Raw genomic sequence first — 19624 nt, forward strand, 5'->3', positions numbered from 1 at the left:
ATCAGTTTCTGGCTTTCCGTCGCGGGACTGTTCGGAAGAAAATAATTAAATGTGTGAATTATGACCATCAAGTTATTTGTTAGACCGATTCCGGTCACCCAAGCCGCCGCCACAGCGCTGGAATGGGCGTTGTATAGTTATACGGGCGAGCGGATCGGTTCCGGAAGGGCTGACGACGCCGAAGAGCTGATGCAGTTGGTGGCTCAGCACGATCTGCAGGATGTCTGGGTGCAGTATGTTTTGCCCGCCTCTCATTTTACCTTCACGGTCGCCCATGTCGCCGCCAAGCAGGCGCGCTATGTACAGCAGGCGTTGCCCTTCGCCATAGAAGAAGCCATTGCGGAAGACGTTGAGTCCATGCATTTGGTGACCGGCGAGCGTATCGGCAAGGAAGAGTATCCGGTGCTGGTCATTCGTCGGGAACGGATGGACCGTTGGTTTGAGGCCGCCAGTGCGCTGGAGTTTCCGCTGCACGGTATGTATGTGGACGCGCAAATGTGCCCAGGCGAAGAGGGCGCGTTAACGGTGCTGTTTGACGGCGATGAAGTGTTGCTGTTTCAGCCCGGACTGGTGTGTATGCGCACCCATCATGAAAACCTGTTGCCCTACCTGGAAATTTGTGCGCGCAGCCGCGCTTCTTCTGAGGATGCTGAAGCGCCGGCGTGGAATATCCGTGTGCTGACGCCGGAAGATCAAAAAGAAAAGCTGGGCGTTTTGCTGGCGCAAATCGAGCACGTTGACGGCGCGATCGTACAAATGGAGACTTTCTCCGTACCGTCCTTCGACTTGCTGTGCGAATCCTTTTTCAACACCAGCCATGCCGCCAACCTATGCCAGGGCCCCTATGCGATCAAAGAAAGCAGCGGTTCGTCCGGCATCGGCAAGTGGTGGCCTGTTGCGGCGGTCGCGGCGGGATGGTTCGCCATTCAGGTCGGTCTGGACCTGACCCAAGGGTTTATGTACCAGAAGCAGGCGGACGAATACGACCAGCAAATGGTCAAACTGTACCGCTCGCTATATCCCAATGAGAAAAACGTGAGTAGCCCGAAGCGACAAATGGAAGGCAAACTGCGTAACGCCAGCAACACGGGCGGCGGAGGCTTTTTACAATTGCTGGGAGAGGCTGGCTATCAACTGTCCGTGCAGCCCGGCAAGCAGAATATGGGCTTCAACAACCTCCAGTTCAGCAACCAGCGCGGCGAGCTCGCGGTGGAAGTGAAAGCCCCCTCTTTGGACCAGCTGGATCGCTACAAGCAGGCGCTGGTGCAGTCGGGTTATCAGGTGGACATCGGCTCTGCGATCAAAGAGCCCAGTGGCGTCCGCGGCAAGATTACCATTAAGGGGAGCTAAGCAATGGGAAGCATGCAGCAACTTAAAAAGATCCCCGCCGTGGGCAAGGGCCTGAGCTGGTTTTACGGCCTGTCGCAGCGTGATCAGACTGCTCTGAAGTGGATGGTTCTGGTCGTAGCGGCGTTCAGTGTTTACATGTTTGTATGGGCTCCGGTGCAGGACTTTGTCGAGAGTTCAAAGAACAGCGCGGAAGCGTCGCACGAGTCTTTGACCTGGATGAAAGAAAACGAGGCCCGCGCGCGCGCCTCTTCGCGCCAAGGCGGCTCTGGAAAAGGTTCTATTTCCGGAGGTCAGTCGTTGTTGTCCACCGTCGGCAGCAGTGCGCGCAAGTTTGGGCTGGAGTTACAGCGCTTCGAGCCGCGCGGCGAAGACAAGGTCAATGTGTGGCTGGATAAAGTTTCGTTCAACCAACTGATGTTGTGGCTGGGCGAGCTTGAAAAGAACTATGGCGTCGCGGTTGAACAGATCACCGTAGATAAAGCCGATGCGCCCGGAGTTGTCAGCTCCAGGCTTTCCTTAAGCATTTAATCTCTTTATTATCAGTGGATGCGGCTGTTTTCATCGGCCGCTGACGCTATCCGGAAAATTCGTCAGAATTCAGATAACGAACCCATTTTATTGACTGGCGCAAGGACGCGTCAGCGGGTTGTATAACCCGAAGCCCAGGGGCGGGAACATTCCTCTTTGGGCATGCGTTAAAACGATTAGGGAAGTGGTTTTTAATGCTGGAGCAGTAAAAGGAACGACAGCAGTAATACAGTCGGCAAGCGCCTGGAGAGACCCCTGCGGGTAACGGTGCGTCTGGCCGGTATTAACCGGCTTGGGCCTGTAGAACGCCTGTTCAGCGCGCTTGGAAGTACAAATATAAAAATAATGATACTTTCTAGCTCTCAGGAGACCATAAAATGACTGGGGACCTCGTCGCTGACACTGCTTTGGTGCGCTTGGACAGAAGCGCGTTGTCTGAAGCAAAGTCCATTCTGTTTCATGCATACCGCCATGAACCTACCTTTCAGTATTTATTTGATTCTTCCCGCCCCGGTTATGACCAAAGAGTTCGCGCCACCATCCGTGAAGGGTTGGAGCTGCACTTTGCGCACAATCAGGATGCGCTTGGGCTGGTGGATGAGGATACGCTGGTTGCGGTCGCATTTATTGGCAGCCCGGAAGCCAGGTTCAGTCTCGCCGATCAACTGAACTGGCGCATCAGAATGATGCTGACCGCGGGTTTGTCCTCCACCAAACGTTATATCGACTATCACGAGCAGGTGCACGCCTGTTTGCCGAAAGACACCCATCACCACTTGCCTTTTATTGGTGTGCACCCCAAATACCAGAGTAAGGGATACGGACGTATGTTGATGCAGGTGATTGAAGGCATCTGCCGGGAAAGTCCTTTATCCTCCGGTATAGGGCTGGATACCGGTAATGCGCGTTACCTGCGCTTCTATCTCGGACTGGGCTATGAAAAAGTGGGCGAGGTGCGCTTGGGCAACGTCACTGAAACGGTGTTGTTCAAACCTTGTCACTGAAGCGCTGCCCGCCGGTTTATAAATTTACTTAACGTAAAAGCTTAATAAGGCGCTTTAAATGTATGATTTAGTTGTTATTGGAGCCGGTTCTGGGGGCGTGAGGGCGGCTCGCGTCGCGGCTCAGTCAGGGGCGAAAGTCGCCATTATCGAAGAGCGTTTCTACGGCGGTACCTGCGTTAACGTAGGCTGCGTGCCGAAAAAGCTGTTTGTCTACGCCTCCCATTACGGTGAAGACTTCCATGACGCTCAGGGCTTTGGTTGGGATGCGGGGGCGCCAACCTTCAACTGGCGTCGATTGGTGGAAAATAAAGACAATGAAATCAAACGCTTGAATGGTATTTATGAGAATCTTCTCAAAAATGCCGGCGTGGAGATTATTGACGGCCGCGGGACGATTAAAGCGCCTGACCAGATCGAAGTGAATGGCGATGTGCTGCAGACCAAACATATTCTGGTGGCGACTGGTAGTAAGTCGTTTACGCCTGAATTTCCGGGCTGTGAACATAGCCTGGATTCCGACGCTATGTTTTACCTGGAGCGTCTGCCGAATAAGGCGATTGTGGTGGGCGGCGGTTATATCGCTGTGGAGTTCGCCGGCATACTTGCGGGTCTCGGCGTAGAGACCCACTTGGTTTATCGCGGTCCGCGCCTGTTGAAGAAGTTCGACGGCGATATTCGCGACTTTTTGCACGATGAGATCGTCAAGAAAGGCATTCATCTTCACTTGGAAGAGGATGTGGTCGCCATCGACAAGACCGACGACGATGCAGCGCCTTATTTAGTGAAGCTCAAATCCGGCGCCACTTTGCAGGTTGGGCTAACGCTTCATGCGACGGGTAGAACGCCGAATACAGCCGGACTGGGATTGGAAGAAAGCGGCGTCAAGCTGGGCGCCAGAGGCGAGGTGCTGGTGGATGACGATTACCAGACCAACGTGCCCGGCATATTCGCCGTCGGCGATGTGATTGACCGTTATCAGCTTACGCCGGTGGCGTTGTCAGAAGGTATGTACGTCGCTAACTACCTGTTTGGCGAGAATCCTGTGCCGGTGGATTATGAACGCATCCCCACAGCGGTGTTTTCTCAGCCGAGCGTCGCTACGATTGGTCCAACTGAAGAAGAGGCGAGGGCGAATCACAGTAACATCAAGATCTTCCGCTCCAGCTTTCGCGCCCTGAAAAACACCCTCAGCGGCAATCAGGAGCGCACCATGATGAAGCTGATCGTCGATGGCGATACTGACGTGGTTCTCGGTGCGCATATGGTCGGCCCGGAAGCCGCAGAGATAATTCAGGGCTTGGCGGTGGCGATTCGGGCTGGCGCCACCAAGGCGATATTCGACACTACCATTGGCATCCATCCTTCCAGTGCGGAAGAGTTCGTCACCATGCGGCAACCCGTCTAGGGGCCGCTTCGAACGCTTCTATTAGCGATCTTCATCACCGTGGGCGGCGGCGTTTTCCGGCGTGGAATTTTCCGAGTCGGACTCGCCGAGCCAGGTCTGCAGGCATTCCACTAGCTGTTGCTTCTTGATGGGTTTGCTCAGGTAATCATCCATTCCAGCCTTGCGGCAGGCGTCGGCGGCGCCTTCCAGGGCGTTAGCCGTCAACGCGACAATGGGGGTAGGTTTGACGCCTGCGCGGGTTTCCATCTGTCGGATCTTGGCGGTGGCCTGATATCCGTCCATGATTGGCATCTGGCAGTCCATGAAGATCAGGTCGTATTTGCTCCCGCGTACTTTTTGCAGGGCTTCTTCGCCGTTGTCGGCATTTTCAGTTTCTATGCCCAGCTTGTTGAGGATGCCGCAGGTGACTTTCTGGTTGACCTGATTATCCTCCACGATCAAAACGCGACCCTGGAACCGCGGTATCGGTCCTGCTGCCGGAGCGTTCCAACTGGCGCCGTCCGGTGAGCGCCGATAATGCAGCGTTAGCGCGAACTTGAAGCAACTGCCTTTGCCGGACTCACTTTCAACGAAAATTTCCCCTTCCATTAATTCCAGCAGACGTTTGGCGATCGCCAGACCCAGCCCGGTTCCTCCGTAGCGCCGCGAATTGGACTGGTCCGCCTGTTGAAAGGAGCTGAACATGCGACGCTGCTGTTCGGGGGCGATACCGATGCCGCTGTCCTCCACCTCGCAGGTAAAGCAGACTTTGTCTGCGCCGATTTCCTCCCAATTGGCATGCACGCGGATATAGCCTTCCGCGGTAAACTTGATGGCGTTGTTAATCAAATTGGCGAGCACCTGGCGGATGCGGGCGGGGTCGGCGGTGACTAGCGCGTCCTGCAGCTCGCCTTCGTACTCCTGATGCAATAACAGGCCTTTTTCTTCGACCTGAGGGCGAAAGGCATTGAGCGTTTCCTCCACCAAGGAGCGCAGATTGAATTCAATGGGGTCGATGGAAAGACGTCCGCGCTCAATTTTGGAGAAGTCCAGAATATCGTCGATGATAGCGATCAAGTGTTCCGTGGAGCGCATGGCGACATGGGTATATTCCTTCTGTTCCTCGTCCTGCTGGGTTTCCTGCAATAGCTGCAACATACCCAGTACGCCGTTCATGGGGGTACGCAACTCGTGGCTCATAATAGCCAGAAACTCACTCTTGGCTTTGCTGGCGCTTTCGGCTTCGTTGCGGGCGGTCTCGATCATTCCCAGGTGCTCGGTTTGCTCTAAGCTGGCTTTTTCCAGCGCCACCGCAAGCTGGTTGATGCTGTCCCGTAATCGGCTCAGCTCCAGCCCTCTGATGTCCGGCGCCCGGGTGCGGTAGTCGCCGTTTTTAATCAGCTCCACGCCGGCGGTGAGCTGCTCAATGGGATTGGCGATGGAGCGGGCCATATTCCGGATTAGCAGATAGGTGAGGAACATGAGCAGGGCGGCCACAGTGAAAGAGCTGTAGATAATCCGGTGTTGCCCCTCGATGATGACGCTTTCAGTAATAGCGACTTCCACTTTGCCGATCCGCGAAGGGCCGGTGGTGAACTGGAACTCGCTGGAGAAACTGGCGAAGGCGTCGTTCTCTAGTTCGATTTGCGACTGCAGAATATCCGCAGACAGCACGATGGGCGTTTCGTCGGCGTCGGCCAGTTTGCGTCCTGCCCCGTCGATTTCCGCCATCAGGTTGCCAAAAGAGTCGTGAATGGTGATGTGGTGCACCAGCGGCGATTGCGCGACTTTGCCAAGCAGCTTCTCCAGGGCGCCGGTGTTGCCGGAGATGACGTCATACTCCACCGCCGGGGCGAGCTGGTCGGCGATCAGTTGTCCCCGCGCGATCAGGTCGCTACGGGCTTCGCTGAGCCGCACGGTGGTGAAGAAGAAAACCAGGCACGCAAACATCAAGCCGCTGGGCAGCAGGCCGAGCAGTAAGGATTTTTTGTAAACGCTCCAGTCTTGAAAACCGCGTTTCATTGTTCAGCCTCTGACATTTCCAGGCGATGCTGCAACTCGTAGGCATCGGGAATGATTAAATTCAGCGAGCGCGCCACCTGGATGTTGACGGCGACGGAAAAGTAGCGGGAATGCTCCGCCGGAGCTGGCTTTTTGTCAGTAAGATAGCGCTGGACTATTTCCGTCGTCTGACGGGCGAAGTCGGCGCTGGTTGAATAAGTGGTGGCGAGCGCGCCCGCTTTGACGAAAGAGAGAGACGGGCCGATCAAAAAGCGATTGTGACGGTAGGCGGTGAGCAATATGTGCTTGATCTGCGACCCGTTGAAGACGTCAGTATCCAGAATGCCCAGCAGATAGTCCGTATTGTCCAGTGCGGCGCTGAGCATGCGCTGCGCGCTTTCATATTGGGATAAGGGATAATTGCTGAGCAGTTGCCCGGCCACCAGCGTGGCGGGCAGATCCGTTAATGGCTGGGCGCTGAGCACCCCCGCCGTACGGGCGGTGGGCAGTATCAAACCCGCCAGTCGCGCCTGGCGCTGCAGTGGCGCATCCAAAAAGATAGCGGTATGTGGCGTTGCGTCGGGGTATTCCCGGGTTAATCTCAGATAGTCGCTGCGGCTGACGAACAAACCGACCACCAGTTGCCCTTTGGCCCCCGCCAGACTTTGCTGTAAGGCCCGCTCGCCCAGCGCCAGAATGACGGCGTCGTTGTCCAATGTAGAAAAGTGAATATTGGCGTCGCTGATGAACTCCGCGCGCCAGGGCGCGGGAGACAGCGCTTTGAATTCCTCCAGGAATTTGGCGGCGATCGGCGTTCTCTCCGGTCCCGCCACATAGACTTTCAGACTGAATTCCTGCGCGCCCGCGGCGGCGGAGAGAGACAGCGCCAGCGTCAAGGCGGCCCAGATGGCGTAGCGCCGGGAAGCGGCGAGAGAGAGGGCTAACGATGAGATAATACCGGCCATCCCTGGTCACCGCCTCAAAACTTCAGGTTCGCGGACAGGAACAAATGGGTGCGGTCGTCCAGGACGTTGTCGCGGTACATAATCGGGTCATCGCTCAGATAATGTTCCAGTTTTGCGGATAGCTCCATTTGGCCGCGACCCAGGCGGCGGTGATAACTGACAGTCAAATCGGCGCGTTCGTAGACATAGTCGCCGATGGCGTCAGCCAGGTAATAGGCCGTCGCCGCATCAAATCGGTCGTTGATCCGTCGCAGCCAGGCGAAACTGCCGCTGTGGCGCGCTGACATGCGAGACTCGATCTGGAACAAACGACTGACGTCAAAACTGGTATAGGCGGTGTAAAAGTCCGTCACGGAGCCGGTGTATTCCTCATCCTGATCCAAGTAAGCGTAGGTCGCTCTGAGGGTGTCGCGCAAGGAGGGAGAGTAGGTGGTTTCGATTTCGAGGCCGGTTTGCTCGATCTTGAGATTGTTTTCCGGCTCGAAGGAAAAATACTGCAACGGCGCGCTGATCAAGTCCCACATATTGTCGCGGAACACCTTGATGTCCGTTTCCAGACCCCATTCCGGGTAGTTGAGGTAATAGCCGATTTCGCGGGACACGATTTTTTCGTTATCCAGCCCTCCCGGCGACCGGATCAGAAAACTGCGGGCTTCGGTCTCGCCATCCAGCGGCGGGTCCAGATCCCTGGCGACGAAGCTCCAGGCGACGGACTGCTCATAGGTGTCAGGTGTGCGCACGGCATGGGAAACCACCAGACGCAACGTCTGGTTAGGCGTCAGATGGTAGAACATGGCGCCCCGGGGGGAGAAATAACCGCCGTTAGCCTGATCATGCTCCGCCATGCCGCCCAGGTTGAAGCCGAGGTCCGGCTGAGGGCGGTATTCCAGATTGAAAAACGCCCGTTGCAGATAGTTATCATCGCCGCCGTTGAAGTAAGTTTCTGAGTAAAAACTGTCTTTACGAAAGCTCAAACCGGACACCAGCCTGACTTCATCGGAAAAGGTGTAAGTGTCCTGCAGCTCGATGTCCTGACGGGTTTCGGCGATGTCCAGGTTAATTCTGCCGCAGACGATGGCGTCGGGATCGCTGGCGGACATTTCTTCAATAAGCGTGCGGGCGATCGCGTCGTCTTCCGCAGAGCCAAGCCCCGAGCCCGGCCCGGAGACAATGTTGGCGTAGATCTCAGCCAGGGTTGCGCCGTTGGCGCCGATCAGAATGGAGCCGAAACGTTGATTGGCCGCATACAGGGCGGACAGATTGTCGCTGAACAAAATGGGGTGATTGCAGTTGGTCCAGTCCTGCCGCCGGATACGTCGATGCGCATAAGCCTGAACTTGAAAAAAGTGATTGGCGTTCACTTCCCGCCGCCAGTTTACAGAGACGAAACGGTCGCGTTCGTCGGAATCAGGGACGCTGGTCTGGCCGTCGCCGGTATCTGGGTGATATTCATGGTCGCCGTTCAACAGACCGGCTTGCACTTGCAGGATGTCTCTGGGTCCCAGTTGCACATTGGCGGAAAGGTTAAATCCGTCCAGATCGTAGCTGTCGATAAAGGGCTCGCCATTGGCGCGGCGATCAAAACCATCGTCCTGCTTGCCATTCACGGAAACACGGTAGTTGAGGGTGTCGCCGCCTCCGCCGTAGCTGGCGTGATAGCGATTGTAGCCATTGCTGCCGTCCCAGTAGGTGAGGGAGGTCCCGTGTGTGTCATAGGGATGCCTGGTGATAATGTTGACGATAGCCAGGAATGAATTGGCGCCATAAGCGGCGGCGTTAGGGCCACGGGTGATTTCAATGCGCGCGATATCTTCCAGGGCGACCGGAATATTGAGCCAGTCCACGTCCGCCAGGTTGGGGTTGTAGACGGACCGTCCATCCACCAGCACCTGCAGGCGGCGCTGTTCGTTGGCGTTGGTGCCATGGTAGCTGACGGAAGGAAGGTTGGAGGATACGGACCCGACGGTCATGCCGGGAACCAGACGAAAGGCGTCGTGCAGATTGCGTACGCCAAGTCGATGCAGTAACTCCGCATCCAGAACTGTTACGGTCGCGGGAGTTTCCGAGCGGGGTTGTTTGAGTCGGGCCGGGGTCAGCACCACCGGAATCTCGGCGGACTGCCAGTCCGTCATGGATATATCGGCCGCCGCCAGCATATCGTTCTGTGAAGAGCTTTCGACGGCATGGGCGAGAGAGCTGGCGCAAGCTAAAACAAGCGCAGACAGACCGCGTCGCTCTTTGGTCGCTCGGACAGTTATCAACCGCATATGATATGTCTAGTTGTGTGGTATGAGGTTTCCCGGTGTCTTGTTCTTATTCGTCCGCTCCCTGCTAGATCAAGCCGGCGTCGTTTCCGGCCCTGCGTTTCCGTCGCCCCCCAGGTTGTCGGTGAGGAGGAATCGCTGCTGACAAAGCTGACTTTTACCTTAGAAAATCATCCGGCGCAATATTTAAGGTTTTTTAGCGCCTTATGCGCACAAAGTTTGTCCGATGCAATCGCGACGTCCACCAAATAGAATAGCGACGCCAGCCCGAAATGATCCCTGCCCATATTGTGATACACCATGCCCAGCGCAATATCTTCCGCGCTATAGCTTTGGTGGTGGCTACTGAAATACAGGGCGCTCTGGTTCAGGTCCTCGTCATTCAGCAAGCGTGTAATACGGCCGACGCCGCCGTGGTAAGCCTGAATCAGTAACAGGCCGTACAAGGCGTTGCGTTTCTTCTCCGGCAGCTTGCCGAACAAGGCGTTAAAAGGCTCTTCCAGATTGCGATGATTCTGCTGATACAGCTTCAACGCACAGTCAATCTGCGCCATGCGATGCAGGTAATATTCCTTGGGTATGCCGCAATCCTTCAGAACGGTGGTGCGCAATTGCATGATGCCATTGGCGTTGGCGACGGAGCGGCTGTTTTTCAATCCGCCGCTTTCGATCAAAACCTGGCCGAGGATTTCCCGCATGATGGAGTCCGGGAAACTATAGCGTCCCTGGGCTTTGCGTGTTTCGTAAATGTCGATGAAGGCTTTGTATAGTGGAACCGGCTTATCCTTGTCGCCGACTTTTAAGCCGTCCCAGGAGCCCCAGATTAATACGTCTTTATCCGGCCCCAACATGCGGGACGCGGACTCCTGCAGATCGACGTGGGGCTGGTCGCAGGCGAGCGCGAAGGGGTAACCGGCGTCATTCAATGAACCTTCCGCCCAGAAGGGCTCCTTCTGTTTGGCCGCCAGCTTTTTACGCAGCTGGTTGATGGCCTGCTGGGTGTCGGCTTCATCATCCCGATTGTTCAGATAGCCTTTGAAGATGCCCTGGTTGTCGAACAGGATGTGCCGGTCAGGCTTTTCGCAAAATCCGGTGGATAACAAAACCCAGGTGCGAATGATGCTCAGATTGCCGTAAAAGTTGAGGCTGTATCGGTATGGCGTCTGTCTGACGGCTTCCGTCCAACGCTCCAGTTGGGCGTCCGCGATGGCGCTTCTTACTGGTGAAAGAGACATCAGCAGCACTAATGCAATAAAACGGATGACGAGGGTAATTCTAAAGTTACGCATATCCAAATAGTGTCAGCAGTGAAATTTATACGCAACCGGCGCGAAGTGTATTCTTGGCCTGCCTATAACGCGGAAACCACAACAGACCCTAGGCTAATGTATTGTTTTACGGTAACTTATGGAAGCGTTAGGGCTTGTGATCAAGTCTCCCTCGTCGTACAAAACGGCGCAGAAAGGCGTATTTTCGCGAAAGCTTGCGCAGCAGCGCCCTGAACTTGGGCGAATAACGCGCCAGAACGGTCAGCGCGATAAAAATCAGCGGCAGTCCCAGAGGAATGGGCAATGGAAGAAGCACTGCGCCAACAATCAGCAAGGCGGATGCGAGAATGATGTAAGTCCAATGTACCACTTTCATAGATGACGCACAGATAGGCGGAAATCGCGGCATCTTAATCCGCCGTTTATGACAGGATGATGAACAGTTTTATGAATGCGAAGTTAGCCATGAAAAGAGAACAGATGTTGTCCGTGTTGAGGTTGATTGGCGGACGCCGGTTCAACTGGCGAGCAATGGTCGTCATGACGGCGCTGGCGCTTTCGCCCACCTCCGCCTGGGCATGGGGCGAGCTGGGGCACCGTGTCGTGTGTGACGTCGCCTGGAAGGAATTGTCTCCAGTGGCGCGGGATCAGGTGCAGAAGCTGTTGCAGCAGGCCGGCAAGCGTACTTTCGCGGAAGCCTGCCTGTGGCCGGATCAAGTCAGATCGGAAAAAGAGTTCAAGCATACAGGCTCCTATCACTATGTGAATGTCGAGCGCGCCGCCACTGAGGTGTCCGCCGCTAAGGATTGTCAAAGCAAAGGCTGCGTGCTGACGGCGCTCAACGCCTACGCGGACGCCCTGAGAGGCAAACCGCGCCCGGATTATCAGGCCACGCCTGCGCAGGCGTTGATGTTTATCGGGCATTTTATTGGCGATATTCATCAGCCCCTGCATGTGTCTTATGGCGATGATCGCGGCGGCAACAAGGTTGTCTATAACGTCGCTGGCGAAGAAACCAATTTACACCGCCTGTGGGATGTGAATATCCCTGAGTCAGGCTTGCCCCGAGATTGGCGCAAGGCCGGCAAGAAAGTACGCGGCAAGCATCAGGGCGAGGCGGTGACTGCGCTGACGCTGCAGGATGCGGAGAGCTGGGCGAATGAGTCGCTCGCCATTACCCGAAAAGTCTATGCATCGCTGCCAACCCAAGGCTCCGAATGGAGCAAAAAAGAGCTGGCGCTGGAATACCCTATTGCTGAAATGCGTCTCTATCAGGCGGGCGTACGCTTAGGCGCGGTTCTGAACCAACTGTTGGCGTCCAACCAGAATCAGACGCAGGCGGATTAGACCAAAAGACGAGGGCGCAGCGGGTCAGCATGGTTCCCAGCCGCTTGCGAATCTGCATAGAATGGAAGTAAACAACGGCGCAACCCGTAAGGAGATGTATCGATGGGGGTAGTAATCAGCTTTCGCAAGGACAATGTTTCTCCAGAAGACGTCCTCCGCTATTTCTTCCATGAGATCAATGAGGCACACGGCTTGGAATTGAGCCTGACCGATCCTCGTATCAAACCACATCTTGCCGCGTTGAAAAGTCTTGCGGAGGTTTACGTCAAAACCGCCGCGACGGAAGTGAAAGGAATCGACGAGACGCTGCAGGAGCCGCTTCTGAAAGAAATCACCAAACTGAGGGCCCGTTTTTTAGCGGAAACCGTGTTGGGCGTCTTGCAGGAAGAGAGCATAGTGCATATTGTGCCCGACCACGAATGAAAGCCGTCCGTTTATCTCCGCTGTAATGCTGTTCTTCCGAGAATTGTTACGGAGATTTCCGGCGACGGACGCTTATCGTAGTTCAGGTTGTTTTTGATTAGTACGACACCAGGATTTGTTTGATGAATATTGAAGAACAGGAAAAAATCATCGGTCTGTTAGGATCAATGGCGATGTATAACGATAAGGGAATACACTGGACGGACGCCTCGCCGGAAAAGGCGGCGCAAGTGCGCGACGGATTCAGAAAAGCAATCGATAACCTGATTGCGGAAATAGGGCAGGACAATATACCAGAGCAGGTTTTGACCCTGCTGCGCTCGGACAAAGTGCTGGTGGACGGCCAGGGCTCCGCCTACACCGAGGCGCGTCGACTGTTTAAAAGCCTCAACGCCTGATCTACCTCATACCAATCACTTATCTCCTCTCACGAACGCCTAACGAAGGCGTTCGTTCTTAGCTTTTCGTCTGGTGCATACCTGAGCTGGGCAAACAACAAAATAAATGCGCCTCAGTTAAACAAAAACAGAGTTGTCATAGTACAAATTTTAAATGTGTTTAAGTGTCGTTTACTCGCCAGGTGCGCGCAAACGTTTAAATTGGCGTCACCCGCCATTAGGATGAAAACGATAAGCAAATTGGGGGATTGACCCCGTCGTCGCATTCGCTTAAAAATTCTCCAACGTCTTCAGAAAAAGGATGTATTTCGAGAAGGCGTCAGGGAGACCGGAGGCGGGTCCTGCATGCCGGCTCTGGCCCACAGCAACAAGAATCCAGGAAATCACTATGAGCAAGAGATCAGAAAGAAGGCTTTCCAGACTGTTGGAGGGCGCATTGAAAAAACGTCTTGGTAAAAATTGGCGTCGAAATGAAAACGTTTTCATATTCGGTTTGTTGTTCGGCTGCGCGACTTTGGCTCATGCTGTGCCGCCGCTATCGGTGCAGGGCAATAAAGTGGTCAGTGGCGGTAATCAAGTCAGTCTGGGAGGCAACAGCCTGTTTTGGAGCAATAACGGCTGGGGAGGGGAGCGTTTTTATAACTCCGGCGCGGTAGGCTCCATCAAAAACGACTGGAAATCCAGCATTGTGCGCGCCGCCATGGGCGTGGATGAAGGCGGCGGTTATTTACAGGACCGCGAAGGCAATCGCAATAAAGTCATCTCCGTGGTGGACGCCGCCATCGCTAACGATATGTACGTCATCATCGACTGGCACTCTCACCACGCTCATCAGTACAAGAGCGAAGCTATTGAGTTTTTCCAGGACATGGCGCGCCGCTACGGTGACAAAAACAACGTTATTTACGAGGTCTATAACGAGCCGTTGGATGTGTCCTGGAGCGGCGTGATCAAGCCCTACGCTGAGTCGGTAATTGACGCTATCCGCCAAATTGACCCGGATAATCTGATTATCGTCGGGACTCGCCAGTGGTCGCAGGAAGTGGAAGAAGCCTCTTGGGACCCCATCCGCAAAAACAATATCGCTTATACGCTGCACTTCTATGCGGGAACCCATAAACAATGGCTGCGAGATAAAGCGCAAAGCGCCATGAACAACGGCATTGCTCTGTTTGTAACGGAGTGGGGAACCGTAGACGCAAGCGGCGACGGTGGCGTGAATGAAGGCGAAACCTGGGCCTGGGTTGATTTCATGCGTAATCACGGCATCAGTCACGCCAACTGGGCGCTGAATGACAAAGCTGAAGGCGCCTCAACGTTCTGGCCCGGGGCTAGTGGAACCGGTGGTTGGAATGATGGAAACCTGACGCCTTCCGGTAAGCTGGTGAAATCCATCATCCAAAGCTCTGACCCCATTCCTGGCGGCGATGACCCAGGACCTGGTCCAGATTGCGGATCAGTCTCCGTGCCTGGCAAGGTGCAGGCGGAAAACTACTGTGAAATGGAAGGCGTCGAAAAGGAAAATACCTCTGACGCAGGCGGTGGCCAGAACCTTGGCTATATCGATTCCGGCGACTGGATGACGTATAAAATTAACGTGCCGAGCGATGGGGTTTACACGCTTTCCTACCGGGTGGCGAGTCTGAACGGAGGCGGTATTTTACAAGCAGAGAAAGCGGGTGGTTCGCCAGTGTACGGCTCTATCGATATTCCAGCCACGGGCGGCTGGCAAAACTGGAAAACGATTTCACTCGACGTTCAGTTGAGTGCGGGTGAACAACGAATTGGACTGGCGGCGGTGTCCGGTGGGTTCAATCTCAACTGGTTTGACGTCACCCAAAAAGGCGGCCCGGCGCCGAACGCTATTACTGTACAGGCGGAAGATTACCTGGTCATGAGCGGCGTGGAACTGGAGAACACCAGTGACGCAGGCGGCGGCAAAAATGTGGGCTACATCGACGCCAATGACTGGATGTCCTACCCAGAGGTCGATATTCCAGAAAGCGGCGTGTATACCGTGGAGTATCGTGTGGCGAGTCTGTATGGCGGCGGCGTGTTGCAGTTCGAGAAAGCCGGTGGCGATGTGGTGTATGGCAGCGTTGATGTACCGAATACCGGCGGCTGGCAGAGCTGGAAAACCATTAAGCATCAGGTGACGCTTGAAGCTGGTAAACAGCGTTTCGGCATCTACGCCCCTGCAGGCGGCTGGAACCTGAACTGGTTCAAGATCACTAAAGGGCAAAAATAAGGGAAGTCCGTCTGATATGACGCCCCCGTTGTCGCATGGCATGGGGGCGTCTGGTCGCAGGTTTATTGCTGCAGACGAATCAGTTTGAGCGCCTGGAAGATCATGTCTTTGTCGCGCTGAGACAAGTTTTCGATGGTCAGCGTGTCATTGAACAGGTCCCGTTCAGCGTCAGTGAAGGGGCCTTCGTTTTTCAGTTTATCGGCGATAGCGATAATGATCGCGTCACCCAGTTTCAACAGCGCCGGGCGCACCTCAGTCTGTAAATCACGAGCGGACTGCTTCAGTGCGTCAGCATCTGATAGCCAGTCGGCGCGATATCTGAACTGAATGGCTTTGGCGGCGGAGATCTGCGCGGTAAAGAAAGCGCTGACTGACTCCGGGTCAACGCCATGTCCGGCCGCGCCGTCTTTGGCTTTACCCAACACCACGCGCTCCCGCTCAATGTCCTCAATCGGCGCGCCTTTCTGGGCTTTGAACAGCGCCACATCCTTCATGTAACTCAAGCGCTCGTTGATGGTCTTGAACGTGGTTTCCGCATAGCCTGCGGCGAGGGCGGAATGGGAGAAGACTAAGCAAACGAGCAGAAATAACAGGTTCCTCATGGGAGCTTCCTTAAACAAACAATCAAATAATATAGAGAAAAAGTAATGCGCTATTAAGCACAAGCAGGCTCAGGGAAATGGAAAAAGGGAGAGCCTTGTCTCGATATTAGTGCGCTGGTCATTTGCGACAATAAGTAATTGGCGGAAATAGACTTTTGTCTATTTAGACTGTGTTCGCATCGGCTTGGCGGCGTTCCTGCAGAAACTGAATGAACCGATAGGTCAGGCTTTCTCTGGCGGCGTTGGGCGGCCAGAGCGCATAGACGCCCAAGGCGTCGACGTTCCAGCCTGGCAGGGGATCGCATAATCGCCCGACACGCAGATCTTCCTCCACCAGAAAAGCCGGTGGTGTGGCTAAACCGAGTCCCGCTGCGGCCAACTGGCAAACCGCATCTATGCTGTCCACGGTAATGCGTGGTGAATAGTCAATGCGATGACACTCTCCTGCGGCGTTGTACAGCAACTTATGGTTCGGCCGCATCTTCAGTCCGATCCATTCCCAGTCCAGCAAGTCTTCCGGTTTGCTGGGCGTCGCTCTGGATTGAAGATAATGGGGCGACGCCACCAGACGTCGGGTCAGGTCGAAAAGCTTTTTCGATTTCAGGGCGCTGTCGGGCATCGCGCCGATGCGTATCGCCAGGTCAATGCCGTCACGAATCAGATCCTGCCGTATATCGCTGTAGTTGATGCATAGTGAGACTCTGGGATAAGCCAGAGCGAAAGCGGCGACATCTTCAGTAAATGGGCCACGCGCCAATACGGCTGGGGCGGTGATGCTCAACCTTCCGGTAGGTTCCGCCGCCTGTTCGGCGATGGCGTTCAACCCAGCTTCCGCCGCAGCAAGCATTGTCTTGGCGTGATCGAACAGACGTTCGCCCTCGCTGGTGAGCGAGAGTCGTCGAGTGGAGCGATAGAGCAGGGCGACGCCTAGCCGTGTCTCCAGCCCTGAAATATGGTGGCTCACTACTGAAGGCGACAGTGACAACGCGCTTGCTGCAGCGCGAAAAGAGCCGGCTTCCACCGTTTTGGCGAAAACCGCCAGGGCGCGTAAATCATCAATCATTATTCGATATCATCGATCAGTGAAAATGAATTAAACCATATTATCATCGCAATTCCGTGCGCATATAGTTTTCTCAACCATTTATCACATCTTCTGAGGAAACAACGAATGACGGATACCGAAACCGCCGATCTGAAGTGCGTCATAATCATAGACGCCAACCTGCCGACTGGCCCCATCGCCAATACCGCTGCTGTGTTGGCGCTATCACTGGGCAAAAACTATCCCGAATTAATTGGCGACCCGTTGCCGGACCATAACGGCCATCTTCGCGCGGGAATTACCACCACCGCCATTCCAATACTGCGCGCCGACGGCGTTGGCTTGCGCCACCTGCGGGAAGAATTGAAGGAGCATGAGCCGCAATTGACCGTTATCGATCTCACCAGCGCCACCATGACCACCAAGAGCTATGAAGCCTACGCGGAAAAACTCCAATCGACGCCTGTCGGTGAACTTGAATATCTGGGGATCGCCCTTTGCGGACCGAAAAAGACGGTCAACAAATTCACCGGCAATCTGGGGCTGTTGCGTTGACGCCAGCAGACGCCAACCAACAGAGCTGAGTACTAAAGGGGAGACCAAATGTTATTGAGTTTTATTGTCGCAACAGTGCTGATCACACTGGCGCCAGGCCCCTCCATGCTATTGGTCATCGCCAATACGTTGCGCAGCGGTCTGGGGCAGGGGATATTCACCAGTCTGGGCGTGGTGGTCGCCGACGCGATACTGCTGTGCCTGACTGTCTCAGGTTTGGGAGCGTTGGTGCAGACTTCTGCATTGGCGTTCAATTTGCTGAAATGGTTTGGGGTAGCCTATCTCGCATATCTGGGAGTCCGTCAGCTTCGCAGCCAGTCGTCAACGGAAGAACTGTCTGGCGCGACTGAAGTCGCCAAACAAAATCCATTCAAACAAGGCTTGGGCGTCACCCTGCTTAACCCTAAAATCATTGGATTTTTCATCGCGTTTTTCCCTCAATTCCTCGACGCCAGCGCGCCTGTCGGCCCGCAACTCATGACATTGGGGCCGCTGTTCCTTGTTATCGTCTTTCTCATCCTGGCGGGATACGCCATGGCGGCCAACCGTGTCCGGCGTTGGCTGGCCGGCGCACAGGCGCAATCCGTGCTGAATAAATCATCCGGAGTCGCTTTGCTCGTATGTGGAGCGGCGGCGGGGTTGACGACGCGCTGAAAACGGACATCATAGTCGCAAGTTTCGGGACGCCATGCTCAGATGAGTCGTAATATGCAGGCTTAGACTTAAGCAGGTTAACTGTCTATCTGAATTTAGAATGCGACCAAGTAGCGATTCGCGCATTGGGACTCCTATGGAGAAAAAGTCCCGAAAACAGCGCTGGTTCGACGATATTACAGGCTGTACTATGGGGTGCTATATACTATTTATATGTATATAAGTTAATAACCTGAATTAGAATATATATAGTGACAAAGAAAACGATTCAACAAATAAGAGACGAAAATCCAGTTTTTCTCACTGTGTTTTGGTGTGATCGGTGTGGGAAGGCAATAAACCAAAATGAAGACAAAGAACACTGGCATGAAGAACAGTGTGGGTGTTGCAAAAAGTACCGCCAAATAGACTCAGACTGGGGCTATTGTAGCAATGATAGTTCGGTTTATTGTGGACGAAAAATGTTTGAGCATGACACGTGCTCAAGTTGGATTGAAGGTAAGTGGTAATAGTGAAATAAAATATAGGGAAGCGAGAGGTATCATGGCGCTTTCATTAGACGAGCTTGAAAAGCTTAGCTCCACTACAAGGATATCCACACTAGGTGCTCGTGTATAAGGTGCTATGTTTATAAAAAGTGGGCTTCAGAGAAGAAAGGAAATAAAGGCTGCGCGCCTGAACAAGGCCAAGAGATCGGAGGTGGACGTATACTCTGATGTGGTCCCGCAAGGTGCGTTGCTTGCAGATACGGAAGTTCTGAGGGAGAGAAATCCTTTGGAGCGTTTGCCAAATTTTTATGTTGACCGTCATTTCATATGTAAGGACTGCGAAAGTCATGAGATATGGACTGCCAAGCAACAAAAGTGGTGGTATGAAGTTGCAAGAGGGAGTATCGCCTCGAAAGCCATACGGTGCCGGTCTTGTCGTTTCAAGGAAAAGCGTAGGAAGGATGAAGCTAGGAGAGTCCATCTTGAGGGGGTGGCGAGAAAACATTATAAGTAGCGGCAGTTCGCTCCATGGTTTGAATGCGTTTATACGCGCCGCTGCTCTGGGGTTGGCTGAAGTCGTTGTAGGTAAATTTAAAATAATATCAATTGCTTGGGCATACTCTTCAGTATCTTCCAGAAATACTTTGGGAGCATAGCCGCTACCGGCGGTGGTAAATAGGGCGACATACCCTTGCATATCACAAGCTAACCAGTCGTACTCATATCCGCTAATTTCTTCTAAGGTTTCCATACTTCAAACACTCTTGATACTCGGCTATTTCTCGTGCTGACAGCTAATTTTTATACCAGAGATGGCGGAGTTTTGCTCGCCTATGCCTGGTAGATCTGCGCAACCGGATCGCATATCAGCGACCATGTGGCGGTGATCTCTATGGAGAAAGTCAGGATGTTACTGGATAATAGAGAAATCCATCGGTTTTGTGGATTCAGGAAGCACGTTTTTGCGAGGATAAAGCTCTAATAGTTATGGCTGTTTAATAGCCTAGTCTGATGATAATCTGGCACGAGAAAATGTTCATATGCTTAAGCAAGTTCTTTTGTGTGTTAGTTCGCTGGAAATTCTACGGTATGCTCTGTGG

The 19624-nt window shown here is 54.1% G+C and carries 18 protein-coding genes; 11 read left to right on the top strand and 7 right to left on the bottom strand.

What is annotated here, in order from left to right:
* Positions 1-60: 60 nt before the first annotated feature.
* The 4 genes from gspL to gorA all read left to right on the top strand — a co-directional run bounded on the left by gspL (position 61) and on the right by gorA (position 4287).
* Positions 61-1350 carry a type II secretion system protein GspL gene (gene gspL / locus EUZ85_RS15315; RefSeq protein ID WP_127970115.1) on the top strand — a complete coding sequence of 430 codons (1290 nt, stop codon included), beginning with the start codon at positions 61-63 and terminating at the stop codon, positions 1348-1350.
* A 12-nt stretch (positions 1351-1362) separates the two neighbouring features.
* A complete protein-coding gene (gspM, locus tag EUZ85_RS15320) occupies positions 1363-1878 on the top strand; it encodes a type II secretion system protein GspM (protein ID WP_241567046.1) in 516 nt (171 codons plus the stop codon).
* 377 nt (positions 1879-2255) lie between these two features.
* Complete coding sequence (locus EUZ85_RS15325; protein ID WP_127970117.1) at positions 2256-2882, top strand: N-acetyltransferase; 627 nt, start codon at positions 2256-2258, stop codon at positions 2880-2882.
* A gap of 58 nt (positions 2883-2940) precedes the next feature.
* Positions 2941-4287 carry a glutathione-disulfide reductase gene (gene gorA / locus EUZ85_RS15330; RefSeq protein WP_127970118.1) on the top strand — a complete coding sequence of 449 codons (1347 nt, stop codon included), beginning with the start codon at positions 2941-2943 and terminating at the stop codon, positions 4285-4287.
* A 21-nt stretch (positions 4288-4308) separates the two neighbouring features.
* Here gorA and EUZ85_RS15335 read toward each other — a convergent pair whose 3' ends face one another.
* The 5 genes from EUZ85_RS15335 to EUZ85_RS15355 form a co-directional block, all read right to left on the bottom strand.
* On the bottom strand, positions 4309-6288 hold the full coding sequence (locus EUZ85_RS15335; RefSeq protein ID WP_127970119.1) for an ATP-binding protein: 1980 nt from the start codon (positions 6286-6288) through the stop codon (positions 4309-4311).
* Complete coding sequence (locus tag EUZ85_RS15340) at positions 6285-7232, bottom strand: hypothetical protein (RefSeq protein WP_127970120.1); 948 nt, start codon at positions 7230-7232, stop codon at positions 6285-6287. The genes EUZ85_RS15335 and EUZ85_RS15340 overlap by 4 nt, the downstream gene beginning before the upstream one ends.
* Before the next feature lie 14 nt (positions 7233-7246).
* Positions 7247-9499, bottom strand: coding sequence for a TonB-dependent siderophore receptor (locus tag EUZ85_RS15345; protein WP_127970121.1), 2253 nt, complete (start codon positions 9497-9499; stop codon positions 7247-7249).
* Positions 9500-9666: 167 nt separating this feature from the next.
* The gene (locus tag EUZ85_RS15350; protein WP_127970122.1) at positions 9667-10785 is read right to left on the bottom strand and encodes a hypothetical protein; all 1119 of its coding nucleotides are present in this window, start codon (positions 10783-10785) and stop codon (positions 9667-9669) included.
* Positions 10786-10912: 127 nt separating this feature from the next.
* A complete protein-coding gene (locus EUZ85_RS15355; protein WP_127970123.1) occupies positions 10913-11140 on the bottom strand; it encodes a hypothetical protein in 228 nt (75 codons plus the stop codon).
* Positions 11141-11211: 71 nt separating this feature from the next.
* On the opposite strand from EUZ85_RS15355, the gene EUZ85_RS15360 reads away from it, so the two are divergent.
* The 4 genes from EUZ85_RS15360 to EUZ85_RS15375 all read left to right on the top strand — a co-directional run bounded on the left by EUZ85_RS15360 (position 11212) and on the right by EUZ85_RS15375 (position 15180).
* The gene (locus EUZ85_RS15360; protein WP_164887256.1) at positions 11212-12111 is read left to right on the top strand and encodes a S1/P1 nuclease; all 900 of its coding nucleotides are present in this window, start codon (positions 11212-11214) and stop codon (positions 12109-12111) included.
* Between the two features lie 102 nt (positions 12112-12213).
* Entirely contained in the window at positions 12214-12534 is a 321-nt protein-coding gene (locus tag EUZ85_RS15365) for a hypothetical protein (protein ID WP_127970125.1), read from the top strand.
* 122 nt (positions 12535-12656) lie between these two features.
* Complete coding sequence (locus EUZ85_RS15370; RefSeq protein WP_011397705.1) at positions 12657-12932, top strand: hypothetical protein; 276 nt, start codon at positions 12657-12659, stop codon at positions 12930-12932.
* 388 nt (positions 12933-13320) lie between these two features.
* Positions 13321-15180 carry a cellulase family glycosylhydrolase gene (locus tag EUZ85_RS15375; RefSeq protein WP_127970126.1) on the top strand — a complete coding sequence of 620 codons (1860 nt, stop codon included), beginning with the start codon at positions 13321-13323 and terminating at the stop codon, positions 15178-15180.
* 62 nt (positions 15181-15242) lie between these two features.
* Here EUZ85_RS15375 and EUZ85_RS15380 read toward each other — a convergent pair whose 3' ends face one another.
* On the bottom strand, positions 15243-15782 hold the full coding sequence (locus EUZ85_RS15380) for a chorismate mutase (RefSeq protein ID WP_127970127.1): 540 nt from the start codon (positions 15780-15782) through the stop codon (positions 15243-15245).
* A 163-nt stretch (positions 15783-15945) separates the two neighbouring features.
* Positions 15946-16845, bottom strand: a complete 900-nt coding sequence (locus EUZ85_RS15385; protein ID WP_127970128.1) for a LysR family transcriptional regulator — start codon at positions 16843-16845, stop codon at positions 15946-15948.
* Between the two features lie 108 nt (positions 16846-16953).
* Here EUZ85_RS15385 and EUZ85_RS15390 point away from each other — a divergent pair, with 108 nt between their 5' ends.
* The 3 genes from EUZ85_RS15390 (at position 16954) to EUZ85_RS31990 (ending at position 19038) form a co-directional block, all read left to right on the top strand.
* Positions 16954-17382: a DUF2000 domain-containing protein gene (locus EUZ85_RS15390; protein WP_127970129.1), complete on the top strand. Its 429-nt coding sequence runs from the start codon at positions 16954-16956 to the stop codon at positions 17380-17382.
* A gap of 48 nt (positions 17383-17430) precedes the next feature.
* Positions 17431-18036 carry a LysE family translocator gene (locus EUZ85_RS15395; protein WP_127970130.1) on the top strand — a complete coding sequence of 202 codons (606 nt, stop codon included), beginning with the start codon at positions 17431-17433 and terminating at the stop codon, positions 18034-18036.
* 624 nt (positions 18037-18660) lie between these two features.
* Positions 18661-19038: a zinc-ribbon domain-containing protein gene (locus tag EUZ85_RS31990; protein WP_127970131.1), complete on the top strand. Its 378-nt coding sequence runs from the start codon at positions 18661-18663 to the stop codon at positions 19036-19038.
* Positions 19039-19624 lie beyond the last annotated feature (586 nt).

Origin of the sequence: Hahella sp. KA22 (assembly GCF_004135205.1) — a bacterium.
Lineage (GTDB): Bacteria > Pseudomonadota > Gammaproteobacteria > Pseudomonadales > Oleiphilaceae > Hahella.